Below are 12,587 nucleotides of genomic sequence, written 5' to 3'. Positions count from 1 at the left end.
CGCGCGGCCGCGACGGGGCGCTGACGCCGAATGCGCTGCGGGCGCGGTTCCGGGCGGCGGGCTGCGAACGGGTGCTGGCCGAGCCTGGCGCGGGCGGGGTGATGCTGCGCCCGGACCGGGGCGAGCCGGTGGCGCTGCCGCTGGCCGTCGAGACCATCCTGGGCCAGGCGATCCTGGCGCGCAACCATGGCGCCACGCATCTGCTGCTGCCGGCAGACGAGGCGACGCGGCGGCGGCTCTGCGCCGATGCGGACGGGCTGGGCCTCGAACTCGTCGGCTGACGGCGCGTTGACCGTCGCGGCCGCATCGCCTATCGCAAGGTGCAGAGAGTGGGAGCGCAGATGACCGAGCCTGTCCTGATCCTGACGATGAAATGGGGCACGATCTACGGTGCGGAAGACGTGAACCGGCTCTATCGCCAGGTTCGGCGCCATCTGGCGCGGCCGCATCGCTTCATCTGCTTCACCGACGACGCCGAGGGCATCGACCCCGGCGTCGAGGCGCTGCCGCTGCCCGAGTTGGGCCTGCCCAAGGGCCACGGCGACACGCGCTGGCGCAAGCTGGCACTGTTCCGTCGCGACCTGGGCGGCTTTGCCGGCATGACGGCGCTGTTTCTGGACCTGGACCTGGTGGTGGTGGACGACTTGGCGCCGTTCTTCGACCTGCCGGGCGATTTCTTCATCATCCGCGCCGACGACCTGTTTCGCGCCAAGCCGCTGCGCAAGGTCAATCCGGCCCGCGACCGTTTCCTGCATTCGGTCGGCAACAGCTCGGTCTTCCGCTACGAGGTGGGGGCGCATGGCTATGTCCTGGACGCCTATCTGGCCGATCCGCGGGCGGCGACCGCGCGATACGAGATCAGCCAGCAGTTCCAGAGCGCGCAGCTGGCCGCGCATGGCAACCTGCATTACTGGCCGAAGGGCTGGTGCGTCAGCTTCAAGAACGACTGCGTGCCGCGGCATTTCCGCAGCTTCCTGGCCGATCCGGCCCTGCCCGAGGGCGCGAAGATCGTGCTGTTCGCCGGCGCGCCGAAGATGGAGGACGTCTTTGCCGGTCGCGGCCACAAATGGTATCGCCGCATCGGCAATATCGACTGGCTGAGAAAGGCCTGGCAGGGATGATCGCGGACGCCTTCCGGCGGATGAAGCAGGCGCGGCGCATCGCGGCGGCCGAGGCCGAGATCCTGGCCCGGCGCGTCGCGCCCGCGCCGCATGGGCTGAAAGCGCCGCTGGTCGTCAGCCTGACCAGCTATCCGGCGCGCTTCGCCAGCCTGCATCTGGTGCTGCGCTCGCTGCTGGCGCAGACGGTGGCGGCCGACCGGGTGATCCTGTGGCTGGACGCGGGCGACGAGGCGAAGCTGACGCCCGAGATCCGGTCGCTGGACATCGAGACGCGGATCTGCCCGAACTGGCGCAGCTACAAGAAGCTGGTGCCGGCGCTGCTGGAGGCGCCGGATGCCTTCATCGTCACCGCCGACGACGACGTCTATTACGGCGCCGACTGGCTGGCGCAGATGGTGCGCCGGGCGGAAGCGGGGGTGGTCTGCCACCGCGCGCATCGCGTGGCGCTGCGCGAGGGCCGGCCCGCCGCCTATGGCGACTGGCAGCGCAACATCGACCGGCCCGAGGCGGGGCCGCTGGTCTTTCCGACCGGGGTGGGGGGCGTGCTCTATGCGCCGGGGGTGTTCCACCCGGACGTGACCGATGCGGCGCTGTTCCAGCGGCTGGCGCCCCTGGCCGACGATGTCTGGCTTTACTGGATGCACCGGCTGGCCGGGTCGCGGCCGGAAAAGGTCGGCGGGCGCTTTCGCATCACCGAATGGCCGGGCACCCAGGCGCAGAACCTGCGCGACGGCAACCTGACCGGCGACGGCAACGACCGCGCGCTGCGCGCCATGATCGAGCATTACGGCTTTTCCGCCTGAGCGCGGGCGCCATGGACGCTTCGTCGAAGCGCCGCGGACCTTTGTCTTTGCCCATGTTCGGCCGCAAAACCGGCATCCGCCTTTACCGGAAACGCTTCAGGGCGCGAGCCTCTTGCCGCTCAGCCGGCCGGGGTCGCGGATGCGGATCAGGCCGCGGCGCTGCTCGATGATGCCCTCGGCGCGCAGCTCGGCCAGGGTGCGGTTGACGGTCTGGCGCGAGCAGCCGGCCAGCAGCGCCAGCTGCGACTGGCTGACCTGGACCTCGGGCCGTTCGGCGCTGGTCATGCGCAGCAGGTGCATGCAGATCCGCCCCTCGGCCGAATAGAACTGCGCGATAGCCTGCAGCCGGTTGTCGCGGATCAGCCGGCCGTGCAGGATGCCGGCGAAATTGCGCAGCAGCACCTCCACCGGCACATGCCGCATCAGCAGCGGCGCGGTGAAGCGCAGCAGCCGGGTGTTCGGCAGGGTGCGGCAGGTGGCGGCGCAGGTCTTGCCCGACAGCAGCTCGACCTCGCCCATCACCTCGCCGGGGCCGGCGACATGGGCGATGACGGTATTGCCGTCCACGTCCACGAAGCTGACCTCGATCTGGCCCTCGACGATCAGGTAGGCGACCTCGGTCTCCTCGTCCTGGCTGAGGATCTCGGTGGGAGTGGGAAAGACCCGCGGCGTGCATTCGGCATAGAAGGCCAGCCGCGCCTCGACATCCAGCCCCTCGATCAGGTCGGGTCTCAGGCTTTCCCAGCGGCCCGGCTGGTGGAACCAGCGCGGCAGGGCCGGCGGCTTCCGTCCGGGGGCCGGCGGCGGGCGGTCCCGGCAGATCCGGCTGTCGTCGTCGATCAAGAGGCCGTCCCCGGTTGAAATCATGCGCGTCAAGCGACGCGCATGATGTTACACGAACGGGGCAGGAACGAAACAGCAAAGCGCCTGCCACCGGGGCACCGCTGGCATTGCGCTGGAGATCCGGCACTTGCAAAGACCGAACCCGGGAACGTGGATCCCCTAGCGTCCGTATCTCTTAGCGGATTCTTGCCGAGGCTTGTGTCAGATAGCCGACAGTTCGGAAAGATTTCCCGGGACAAGGCTGCGGCAACCTGCCGCAGCCGCCGCGCCTGCCATGCCCGCTGGGGTCTGCGGCCGGGACGCGCGGGGTCAGTGCACGCTGACCGGGCTCAGCTCGTTCTGGCGGGCCAGCATGAAGGCCAGGCTGCGGTCCTTGACCAGCGCCAGCCGCTCGCCATCGGCACCGTGCACGGCATAGAGCGCATCGGCGCCCGGCACCTGGCGGCGCACCTCGTCGGGCAGCGTGTCCATGGCGACGCGGCGGATATAGACGGTGTTGCCCGTGATTTCCGGGCCGAAATCGAATTTCTCGTTCATCTGCGATCCCCTTTCACTTGCGGCTGATCGGTATGGTCTGCACGATGCTGTCGGGCACGGACCGGCGCAGGTCGATGTTCAGCAGCCCGTTTTCCAGCCCCGCCGAGACCACCTCGACCCCGTCCGCCAGCACGAAGCTGCGCTGGAAGGCACGGGCGGCAATGCCGCGGTGCAGGAACACCCGCTCGTCCTCCGCCTCGGCCTGACGGCCGCGAATCACCAGCTGGCGATCTTCCAGCGTGATGCTGAGATCGTCCTCGGAAAAGCCAGCGACGGCCAGCGTGATGCGGAAGCCGTTCTGCCCCTGGTGTTCGATATTGTAGGGCGGATAGCCCTCGGCGCCCTTGGCGGCGCGTTCGGCCAGACGCTCCAGCTGGTCGAACCCCAGCAGGAACGGATGAGCGGCCAGACTGATCTTGGTCATTCCCCAAGCCCTTTACAGCTAAAGCGACTGTCGGCCGGACCCCGGAACGGCGATCCGGCAGGATCAATATGTGAACGGCGGCGGCGCAGCGCAAGATGCCGGCGCGGTTAACCGAGATTGGCAAAGCCATTAACAGCGTTGTATCGGTGGGATATAAGAGCTTGATCCAGCCCGAGGCCGAGATGAACGCCCAGCACGAGATGTCCCATGAAGAGATCGCCCGCGCCAAGCTCGAGGTGCTGCGGCGCGAGCATCGGGACCTGGACGAGGCGATCGCGGCCCTGTCCGAGCAGAGCCTGACCCATTCGCTGACCCTGCAGCGGCTGAAAAAGCAGAAGCTGGCGCTGAAGGACCGCATCGCCCGGCTCGAGGACGAGCTGACCCCCGACATCATCGCCTGATTGCATGATCCCGCCCGGCGCTGTAGGGCGGGGCGCAAAAGGGGGTCGAGCCATGGAAAAAGCCGCCGAAACACCCGCGGGAACGCCTGTCGGCATCATCATGGGCAGCCAGTCCGACTGGCCGACCATGCGCGAGGCCGCCGCCATCCTGGACGCGCTGGGCATCGCCTACGAGGCGCGGATCGTTTCCGCCCATCGCACGCCGGACCGGCTGTGGGACTATGGCAAGACGGCGGTGGCGCGCGGGCTGAAGGTCATCATCGCCGGCGCCGGCGGGGCCGCGCATCTGCCGGGCATGATGGCCAGCAAGACCCGGGTGCCGGTGATCGGCGTGCCGGTGCAGACCAAGGCGCTGTCGGGGGTCGATTCGCTTTATTCCATCCTGCAGATGCCCAGGGGCTATCCGGTCGCCACCATGGCCATCGGCGCGGCGGGTGCGGCCAATGCCGGGCTGATGGCGGCGGGGATCCTGGCGATATCGGACCCCGAACTGGCGGCGCGGCTGGACGCCTGGCGCCAGGCGCTCAGCGATTCCATCCCCGAGGAGCCGAAAGATGAGTGAACTCGCCCCCGGATCGGTGATCGGCATCCTGGGCGGCGGACAGCTGGGGCGGATGCTCTCGGTCGCGGCCAGCCGGCTGGGCTATCGCTGCCATGTCTACGAGCCGGGCGCCGCGCCGGCGGGCGACGTGGCGCATCGGCTGACCACCGCGCCCTATGAGGACGAGGCGGCGTTGCGCGCCTTCGCCGAATCGGTCGATGTCATCACCTATGAATTCGAGAACGTGCCGACGGCGGCGCTGGACCTGCTGGAATCGCTGCGCCCGATCCGGCCGAACCGCCGGGCGCTGGCCGTGTCGCAGGACCGGCTGAGCGAAAAGGACTTCCTGGCCGGAATCGGCTTGCGCACCGCGCCCTATCGCAATGTCGAGACCGAATCCGACCTGCCCGCCGCGCTGGCGGAACTGGGCGCGCCCGCCATCCTCAAGACCCGGCGGCTGGGCTATGACGGCAAGGGGCAGATCCGCTTTTCCGATACCGGGCAGCGGGACTGGACCGGCGCGCCCTCGGTGCTGGAGGGCTTCGTGGAGTTCTCGGCCGAGATCAGCGTCATCGTCGCGCGCGGCGCCGACGGGCAGGTCGCGGCCTATGATCCGGGCCTGAACGTGCATCGCGAGGGCATCCTGCGCACCACCACCGTGCCTTGCGGCCTGCCGGCCGGCCTGCTGACCGATGCGGTGCTGATCGCGGCGCGCATCGTCAATGCGCTGGACTATATCGGCGTCATGGGGGTCGAGTTGTTCGTGACCCGGGACGGGCTGGTGGTGAACGAGATCGCGCCGCGGGTGCACAATTCCGGCCACTGGACGCAGGCCGGCTGCGCCGTGGACCAGTTCGAGCAGCATATCCGCGCCGTGGCCGGCCTGCCCCTGGGCGACGGCCAGCGCTACGCCGATGTCGAGATGGAGAACCTGATCGGCGACGACGTGCTGCGCCTGCCCGAGTTGCTGCAGCAGCCGCGCTGCCAGGTCCATCTTTACGGCAAGGGCGAGGCGCGCCCGGGCCGCAAGATGGGCCATGTCAACCGGCTGCGGTAAAGGCCCCCGCCACGCGGTCGAATTCCGCGCGATTGCCGGGGATGCCCAGGCGGATCCAGCGCGGATGCCAAGGGAAGATGCGGCTCCAGATGCCGGCGCGGGCCAGAAGGTCGCGCGCGGCCGGGGCGTCGGGCGTATCGTAGAGCCGGAACAGATGCGTGCCGCCCACCAGAGGCCAATGCGGGGTGACAATCTGGTCGAGATGCAGCGCCGCCTCGGACAGCCAGACCACGGTGTCGTCGATCCAGGCCGTGTCGGCCAGCGCCCGGGCGCCGATCTCCAGCGCCGGGCCGCTGACCGACCAGGGGCCGGCGCGTTCGGCCAGGCGCGCCAGCAGATCGGGCGCAGCGATGGCGAAGCCCAGCCGCAGCCCGGCCAGGCCCCAGAACTTGCCAAAGCTGCGCAGCGCCGTCACGTTATCGGGCTGCGCTGTCGCCACCGACAGGTCGGGGCGCGGATCGGCGAAGCTTTCGTCGACGACCAGATGCCCGACCGTGGCGGCGATGGCGGCGATCCGCGCGGGCGGCAACTCGCGCCCGTCCGGGTTGTTCGGGTTCACGATCACCGCCAGATCGGCGCCGGCCAGCGCCGCCGGATCGCTCGGTTCGGCCACCGCCCAGCCGGCGGCGCGCAGGCTGGCCGCGTGTTCGTTATAGGTCGGCGACAGCACTGCCGCGCGCCGGCCCGGCAGCACATGCGGCAGCAGCTGGATCGCCGCCGAGGCGCCGGCCAGCGGCAGCACCTGATCCGGCGGGCAGCCGAATCGGGTCGCGGCCACGGCGCAGAGCCGGGCGGCATCGGCCCGGGTCGGCAGCGCGGTCAGGGCATGGGACGAAAGCGGCCCGGCCGAATTTTCCGGGGCAGGCCAGGGCCGGCGGTTGATTCCCGTGGACAGGTCGATCCAGTCCGCCCGCCCGAAGCGGCTGGCCGCCCTGTCGATGTCGCCGCCGTGGTCGCGCATGCCTGCTTTGTCCTCCTGCGTCCTTGAACCCGTGCAAAAGCCCGGGGTCAAGCCGCGGTGGCGCCCCGCTCGGGGCCAGTAACGGAATTTTCGCTTTACACCCTCGTGGAACAGGCACACGATATGTTGTAGGCACATTCCGGAAACTACGCCGGGTGTAGTCTAGGCCACCAAGAGTTGGGGCCAAGGGTTGGGGTTCGACCTTGCTCCGCTCGCAGACAGGCAGGGGGACAGGACATGGCACAGCTGGACTTCATCCATAGCGATGACATCCATCCCATCGACATCGTGGAAACCGTCGCGGCGCATCACGAATGGGACTTCGACCGTCTGGCCGAGGACCAGATCGCCATGGCGGTCGAGGGGCAATGGCGCAGCTATTCGATCACGCTGGCCTGGTCGCCGCGCGAGGAAGTGCTGCGGCTGATCTGCACCTTCGACATGGATCCCCCGGCCGAGAAACTGCCGGCGCTTTACGAGGTGCTGAACCTGGCCAACGATCAGGTCTGGGACGGCGGCTTCACCTTCTGGTCGCCGCAGAAGCTGATGGTCTGGCGCTATGGGCTGGTGCTGTCGGGCGACGCCATCGCCAGTCCGGAACAGATCGACCAGATGATCGGCAACGCCATCCTGGCCTGCGAGCGCTTCTATCCCTGCTTCCAGCTGGCCTGCTGGGGCGACGCGACGCCCGATGCCGCCATGGACATCGCCCTGTCCGAGGCCTACGGTCGCGCCTGATTTTCGCCGCAGGGCAGGGACGGGGCATGGATTTTTCGGATGTGAACGCGCGCGGGCTGGTGCTGGTCGGCTGCGGCCGCATGGGCGGGGCAGTGCTGGACGGCTGGCTGAAGAACGGGCTGGCGGCGGGCGCGGTGCATGTGATCGACCCGCATCCCCGGGCGGAACTGTCGGATCTGGGTATTTCGGTCAACGGAGAATTGCCGGACGATCCGGCGGTGCTGGTGATCGCCGTGAAGCCGCAGATGATGGCGGATGTGCTGCCGCGGCTGTCGGTCGGGGCGCGGACGCTGGTGGTCTCGGTCGCGGCCGGGGTCACGCTGGGCGCCTATGAGGCGGCCTTCCCGGCCGCACCCATCGTGCGCAGCATGCCCAACACCCCGGCGGCCATCGGCCAGGGCATCACCGCCATCATCGGCAATGCCAGGGCCGGCGAGGCCGAGCTTGCGCTGGCCGAGGCGCTGATGTCCGCCGTCGGCCGCGTCGTGCGGCTGGAGAGCGAGGGCCAGATGGATGCGGTGACGGCGCTCTCCGGTTCGGGGCCGGCCTATGTGTTTCACATGATCGAGGCCATGGCCGCGGCGGGCGCGGCCGAGGGGCTTTCGCCGGCGCTGGCGCTGGAACTGGCGCGGGCCACCGTGGCCGGGGCCGGGGCGCTGGCCGTGCACGAGGACGAGGATCCGGCGAAGCTGCGCGAGGCCGTGACCTCGCCCGGCGGCACCACGGCGGCGGGGCTGAAGGAACTGATGGACCCCGCGACCGGCCTGCCGCCGCTGATGCGCCGCACCATAGCGGCCGCCGCCGCGCGGGGACGGGAGCTGGGGAAATGACCGAACCCATCGCCTGGGCGGATTTCGAGAAGCTCGAGATCCGCGTCGGCCGCATCACCCGCGCCGAGCCTTTCCCCGAGGCGCGGCGGCCGGCCTTCAAGCTGTGGCTGGATTTCGGGCCGGAGATCGGCGAGCGGAAGAGCTCGGCCCAGATCACCCGGCATTACGCGCCGGACGGGCTGATCGGCCGGCAGGTGCTGGCGGTGGTGAATTTCCCGCCGCGCCAGATCGGCCCCTTCATGTCCGAGGTCCTGGTGCTGGGCCTGCCGGACGAGGACGGCGAGGTGGTGCTGATCGGTCCGGACCAGCCGGTGCCCCTTGGCGGAAGGATGTATTGATGAAGCTTCTGGTGACGCGCCGTATGACCCAGGCGGCGGAACATGCGCTCTCGGCCCGGTTCGAGACCGAGATCCTGGACCGCAAGGACGGCCTCAGCGTCGAGGAGGCGGCGCGGGCGCTGGCCGATTACGACGCGATCATGCCGACGCTGGGCGACCGCTTCACTGCCGAGGCCTTCCGGGGTCGGCCGCGCTGCCGGCTCTTGGCGAATTTCGGCGCCGGCTACAACCATATCGACGTGGCGGCGGCCGCGGCGGCCGGCATCGCCGTGACCAACACCCCGGATGCCGTGACCGAGGCCACCGCGGACATCGCCCTGACCCTGATCCTGATGACCGCGCGCCGGGCGGGCGAGGGCGAGCGGCTGCTGCGCCGCGGCGAATGGACCGGCTGGGAGCCGACGCAGCTGCTGGGCCGGCATGTCACCGGCTGCACGGTCGGCATCATCGGCATGGGCCGCATCGGCAAGGCCATCGCCCGGCGCTGCCATTACGGCTTCGGCATGGATGTGATCTTTCACAACCGCTCGGTGGTGTCGTCGCTGGACTTCCCGGCCCGGCAGGTGGCGGACCTGGACGAGCTGCTGGCGCAGTCGGATTTCGCCGTTGTCGCCGTGCCCGGCGGCGCCGGCACCCGCCACATGATCGGTGCCGCGGCGCTGGAGCGGCTGGGGCCGCGCTCCTACCTGATCAACATCGCTCGTGGCGACGTGGTCGATGAGGCGGCGCTGGTCGAGGCGCTGGCCCGGGGCCGGATCGCCGGGGCGGGCCTCGACGTCTACGAGTTCGAGCCCCGGGTCTCGCCCGAGCTTTGCGCCATGGAGAACGTCACCCTGTTGCCGCATCTGGGCACCGCCGCCGAGGAGGTGCGTACCGCCATGGCCATGCGGGCGATGAACAACCTGGTCGCCCTTGACGAAGGCCATGCGCTGCCCGACCGGGTGAACTGACCCGGGCCGACCGGCGGCCGGGGCTTGACCCCGCCGGCCGGGGCTTTCAGGTTGAGGCCGGGAAAGACCGGGCGGGACGGGATGCTTTACAGCTATATCAGTCAGGGGGCCGGGCTGCTGCCGCTGCCCGAGGGCAGGGGGTTGGCCGAGGCGCTGTGGATCGACCTTTATCGCCCGCTGGATTCGCAGGTGAAGGCGGTGGCGGCGCTGGGCTACGAGATCCCGACCCTGGAGGATATGGAAGAGATCGAGATCTCGAATCGGCTCTATACCGACAACGGCACCATCTACATGACCGGGGTGCTGCCGGGGCAGCTGCCCGACGGCACCCCGGCCGCCATGCCGGTGACCTTCATCGTCAGCCCGCGCCAGCTGGTCACCGTGCGCCACCATGCCCCGCGGCCCTTCGAGACCTTCCCGCCCCGCGCCGAGCGTTCCAGCAGCGGCTGCGGCTCGCCCGCGCGGGTGTTCCTGGGGCTGGTCGAGGAGATCATCGGCCGGCTTGCCGACATTTCCGAGGGCGTGGCCAAGGTGCTGGATGCCACGGCGGGCAGGGTGCTGACCATGACGGCCGCCTCGGACGCGGCCTCGCTGCAAGCCTCGCTGGTCACGGTGGGCCAGCAGGCCGAGCTGATGAGCCGGGTGCGCATGGGGCTTTTGTCCATGGACCGCATCCTGGCCTATCATGCGGCCAATGCCGCGCATCAGCCCGAGGACGGCCATATCCGCCCGCACGGCGCCGCGCTGCAACGCGACATCCAGGCGCTCGAGGTGCATGCCGATTTCCTGGGCTCGCGCATCGCCATGACCGTCGATGCCACAATGGGCATGATCGGCCTGCAGCAGAACGACCGCGTGCGCATCCTGTCGGTGGTGACGGCGCTGTTCCTGCCGCCGACGCTGATCGCCAGCATCTACGGCATGAACTTCACCCATATGCCCGAGCTGGAGCTGGAATGGGGCTTCCCCATGGCGCTTGGCTTGATGGTGGTCTCGGCCGTGGTCACCTTCCTGGTGCTGAAATGGCGAAAATGGCTCTAACCGCGCAGCGGCACTTCCTCGATCATGCGGAAGAAGCCGTCCTCGTCCTCGCCCATCAGCGCGACGGCTTCCACCGGCATGGGCGCGGCGATCAGCGGCGCCAGATGCGGGGCCAGCCGCTGGCGCAGCGCCTCGGCCAGCGGCGCGGGCAGCTGGCCGCTGAGCGTCAGGTGATAGCGGAACAGCTCCAGCACGAAGGGATAGCCCCAATGGTCCAGATGTGCGCGGGCCTGCGGGGGCAGGCCGTCGGGATTGCGCCGCTCGCGCTCGGCCGGGCTCAGCGGCGCGCGGAAGGCGTCGAGCCGTGTCACCAGCGCCGATTCCAGCGCCAGCAACTCGGCCGGCTGGCGCGCGGGGCGCAGCGCGACGAAACCCCAGTCGCAGCGCGGCTCCAGCATCAGCGCGAAGGGCGAGAGATGGTCGCAGACCAGCCGCAGCGCCAGCGCCAGCTCCTCGGGACCGGGCCCCGGCGCCAGGCGGAAGGGCGCCTTCAGCGTGGCGTGAAAGCCGTAGCGGCGCGGCGTTTCGGTCAACGCATCGGCATCGCCGGGCAGGCCGTCGGGGCGCAGATGCGCCATGCCGTGCCGGGCGTCCCAGCCCAGCCAGGCGCTGCCGAAATCGCCCAGGGCGCCCGTCGGCAGGTGATAGATCGCGTAACGCCGGAACTGCATGCATCCTCCTGTCGCAAGGCGGCCCTGCGCCGGGCCGCCTTGTCCCCCTTCCTAGCAAAGCCTATGACCGAAGGACCAGCCGCATGACCGAAGGACAGCGCATGAGATCGACGCTCAGCTACATGACCTGGCCCTTCATCCTGACCGGCGTCGGCCTGGCGCTGGCCGGCTTCCTGGGCTGGGAATATCACGGCACCGGCTCGGGGGCGCTGGCCTTCTTCCTGATCGCCGGCATCCTGGCGGTGCTGGAGATCTCGCTGAGCTTCGACAATGCCATCGTCAATGCGCAGAAGCTCAAGCAGATGACGCCGAAATGGCAGCGCCGCTTCCTGACCTGGGGCATCATCATCGCCGTCTTCGGCATGCGGGTGATCTTCCCGCTGCTGGTGGTGGTGATCGCCGCCCGCCTGGCGCCATGGGAGGCGGTGCGTCTGGCGGCCACCCAGCCGCAGGAATATTCCCGCATCATCCACGAGGCGCATCTGCCGATCGCCGCCTTCGGCGGCGCCTTCCTGATGCTGGTGGCGCTGAACTATTTCTTCGACGAGGCCAAGGACGTGGACTGGATCAAGGGCGTCGAGGCGGCCTTGCGCAAGCTGGGCGAAATCCGCGGCATGGAGGTCGGCTTCGTGCTGATCTGCATGCTGGTGATCGTCGGCCGGCTGCCGGCGGAAAAGGAGCACGCCTTCATCATCGCCGCGATCTGGGGGGTGATCACCTATCTGCTGGTGGACATGCTGGGCCATGTGCTGGACCGTTGGGGCGGCGGGCAAAGCCATGCCGACATGGCGCGCGGCGGCTTCGGCGCCTTCCTCTATCTCGAGGTGCTGGACGCCTCCTTCAGCTTCGACGGGGTGATCGGCGCCTTCGCGCTGACGCAGAACCTGTTCCTGATCGCCATCGGCCTGGGCATCGGCGCGCTGTATGTGCGCTCGATGACGGTGATGCTGGTCGAGCGCGGCACGCTCGCCGCCTTCCGCTATCTCGAGCATGGCGCCTTCTGGTCGATCTTCGTGCTGTCGGTGCTGATGTTCGTGCAGACCCTGCGCCCGATCCCCGAGGTGGTGACCGGCCTTCTGGGCGCGGGTTTCATCGGCATGGCCTTCCTCAGCTCGCTGGCCTGGCGCCGCCGCCATCCGCAGGGCTAGGCCCCGCCTGGGAAACCCTCGACGAAGACTGAACCGAGGGCACTCCGCCTCAGGCTTCTTTGCTCCCCCAAATACCCCGGCAACCGTGCCATCCCGCCGGGCGGCGCCGGCTGACCCCCTTGGCGCTTCACCGTTCTGCGAATACCCCTGCGGCCGTGCCCGGAGGCGCTGCCGCAGGGGTAT

Annotated in this window: 16 protein-coding genes and 1 pseudogene; 12 read left to right on the top strand and 5 right to left on the bottom strand. The window is 69.3% G+C overall.

Features of this window, described 5'->3' with window-relative positions; genetic code table 11:
• The 3 genes and pseudogenes from I9P22_RS13685 to I9P22_RS13675 all read left to right on the top strand — a co-directional run.
• A pseudogene (locus I9P22_RS13685) lies at positions 1-281 on the top strand (hypothetical protein); the annotation flags it as partial.
• Positions 282-341: 60 nt separating this feature from the next.
• The gene (locus tag I9P22_RS13680) at positions 342-1,121 is read left to right on the top strand and encodes a hypothetical protein (RefSeq protein ID WP_199260033.1); all 780 of its coding nucleotides are present in this window, start codon (positions 342-344) and stop codon (positions 1,119-1,121) included.
• Positions 1,118-1,924, top strand: a complete 807-nt coding sequence (locus I9P22_RS13675; protein WP_199260032.1) for a glycosyltransferase family 2 protein — start codon at positions 1,118-1,120, stop codon at positions 1,922-1,924. The genes I9P22_RS13680 and I9P22_RS13675 overlap by 4 nt, the downstream gene beginning before the upstream one ends.
• Before the next feature lie 96 nt (positions 1,925-2,020).
• On the opposite strand, the gene I9P22_RS13670 is transcribed toward I9P22_RS13675, so the two are convergent.
• The 3 genes from I9P22_RS13670 to I9P22_RS13660 all read right to left on the bottom strand — a co-directional run bounded on the left by I9P22_RS13670 (position 2,021) and on the right by I9P22_RS13660 (position 3,728).
• The gene (locus tag I9P22_RS13670) at positions 2,021-2,767 is read right to left on the bottom strand and encodes a Crp/Fnr family transcriptional regulator (protein ID WP_199260031.1); all 747 of its coding nucleotides are present in this window, start codon (positions 2,765-2,767) and stop codon (positions 2,021-2,023) included.
• Positions 2,768-3,076: 309 nt separating this feature from the next.
• Positions 3,077-3,304: a DUF1150 family protein gene (locus tag I9P22_RS13665; protein WP_199260030.1), complete on the bottom strand. Its 228-nt coding sequence runs from the start codon at positions 3,302-3,304 to the stop codon at positions 3,077-3,079.
• 13 nt (positions 3,305-3,317) lie between these two features.
• Complete coding sequence (locus I9P22_RS13660) at positions 3,318-3,728, bottom strand: Hsp20 family protein (RefSeq protein ID WP_199260029.1); 411 nt, start codon at positions 3,726-3,728, stop codon at positions 3,318-3,320.
• Between the two features lie 182 nt (positions 3,729-3,910).
• Here I9P22_RS13660 and I9P22_RS13655 point away from each other — a divergent pair, with 182 nt between their 5' ends.
• The 3 genes from I9P22_RS13655 to I9P22_RS13645 are packed head-to-tail and all read left to right on the top strand — an operon-like array spanning position 3,911 to position 5,727.
• Positions 3,911-4,129: a YdcH family protein gene (locus I9P22_RS13655; protein WP_199260035.1), complete on the top strand. Its 219-nt coding sequence runs from the start codon at positions 3,911-3,913 to the stop codon at positions 4,127-4,129.
• Positions 4,130-4,181: 52 nt separating this feature from the next.
• Entirely contained in the window at positions 4,182-4,691 is a 510-nt protein-coding gene (purE, locus tag I9P22_RS13650; protein ID WP_199260028.1) for a 5-(carboxyamino)imidazole ribonucleotide mutase, read from the top strand.
• Positions 4,684-5,727: a 5-(carboxyamino)imidazole ribonucleotide synthase gene (locus tag I9P22_RS13645; RefSeq protein ID WP_199260027.1), complete on the top strand. Its 1,044-nt coding sequence runs from the start codon at positions 4,684-4,686 to the stop codon at positions 5,725-5,727. Before purE ends, I9P22_RS13645 begins: the two co-directional genes overlap by 8 nt.
• On the opposite strand, the gene cobD is transcribed toward I9P22_RS13645, so the two are convergent.
• Positions 5,711-6,688, bottom strand: a complete 978-nt coding sequence (cobD, locus tag I9P22_RS13640) for a threonine-phosphate decarboxylase CobD (RefSeq protein WP_199260026.1) — start codon at positions 6,686-6,688, stop codon at positions 5,711-5,713. The two genes, I9P22_RS13645 and cobD, sit on opposite strands and share 17 nt — an antisense overlap.
• A gap of 237 nt (positions 6,689-6,925) precedes the next feature.
• Between cobD and I9P22_RS13635 the strand changes: the two genes are divergently transcribed.
• From I9P22_RS13635 to I9P22_RS13615, 5 genes are all read left to right on the top strand, one after another.
• Positions 6,926-7,426, top strand: a complete 501-nt coding sequence (locus I9P22_RS13635) for a type III secretion system chaperone family protein (RefSeq protein WP_019351406.1) — start codon at positions 6,926-6,928, stop codon at positions 7,424-7,426.
• Between the two features lie 26 nt (positions 7,427-7,452).
• Entirely contained in the window at positions 7,453-8,256 is an 804-nt protein-coding gene (proC, locus tag I9P22_RS13630) for a pyrroline-5-carboxylate reductase (RefSeq protein WP_199260025.1), read from the top strand.
• The gene (locus I9P22_RS13625) at positions 8,253-8,594 is read left to right on the top strand and encodes a tRNA-binding protein (RefSeq protein WP_199260024.1); all 342 of its coding nucleotides are present in this window, start codon (positions 8,253-8,255) and stop codon (positions 8,592-8,594) included. Before proC ends, I9P22_RS13625 begins: the two co-directional genes overlap by 4 nt.
• Positions 8,594-9,544, top strand: coding sequence for a 2-hydroxyacid dehydrogenase (locus I9P22_RS13620; protein WP_199260023.1), 951 nt, complete (start codon positions 8,594-8,596; stop codon positions 9,542-9,544). The genes I9P22_RS13625 and I9P22_RS13620 overlap by 1 nt, the downstream gene beginning before the upstream one ends.
• Positions 9,545-9,625: 81 nt before the next feature.
• Positions 9,626-10,585: a magnesium transporter CorA family protein gene (locus tag I9P22_RS13615; protein ID WP_199260022.1), complete on the top strand. Its 960-nt coding sequence runs from the start codon at positions 9,626-9,628 to the stop codon at positions 10,583-10,585.
• Here I9P22_RS13615 and I9P22_RS13610 read toward each other — a convergent pair.
• Positions 10,582-11,256: a DUF1045 domain-containing protein gene (locus I9P22_RS13610; protein ID WP_199260021.1), complete on the bottom strand. Its 675-nt coding sequence runs from the start codon at positions 11,254-11,256 to the stop codon at positions 10,582-10,584. The two genes, I9P22_RS13615 and I9P22_RS13610, sit on opposite strands and share 4 nt — an antisense overlap.
• 101 nt (positions 11,257-11,357) lie before the next feature.
• Between I9P22_RS13610 and I9P22_RS13605 the strand changes: the two genes are divergently transcribed.
• A complete protein-coding gene (locus tag I9P22_RS13605; RefSeq protein ID WP_199260020.1) occupies positions 11,358-12,404 on the top strand; it encodes a DUF475 domain-containing protein in 1,047 nt (348 codons plus the stop codon).
• Positions 12,405-12,587: the final 183 nt, after the last annotated feature.

It is taken from the genome of Paracoccus binzhouensis (assembly GCF_016446475.1).
Taxonomy (GTDB): Bacteria; Pseudomonadota; Alphaproteobacteria; order Rhodobacterales; family Rhodobacteraceae; genus Paracoccus; species Paracoccus binzhouensis.
This window is presented reverse-complemented; position numbering and strand designations above follow the sequence as displayed.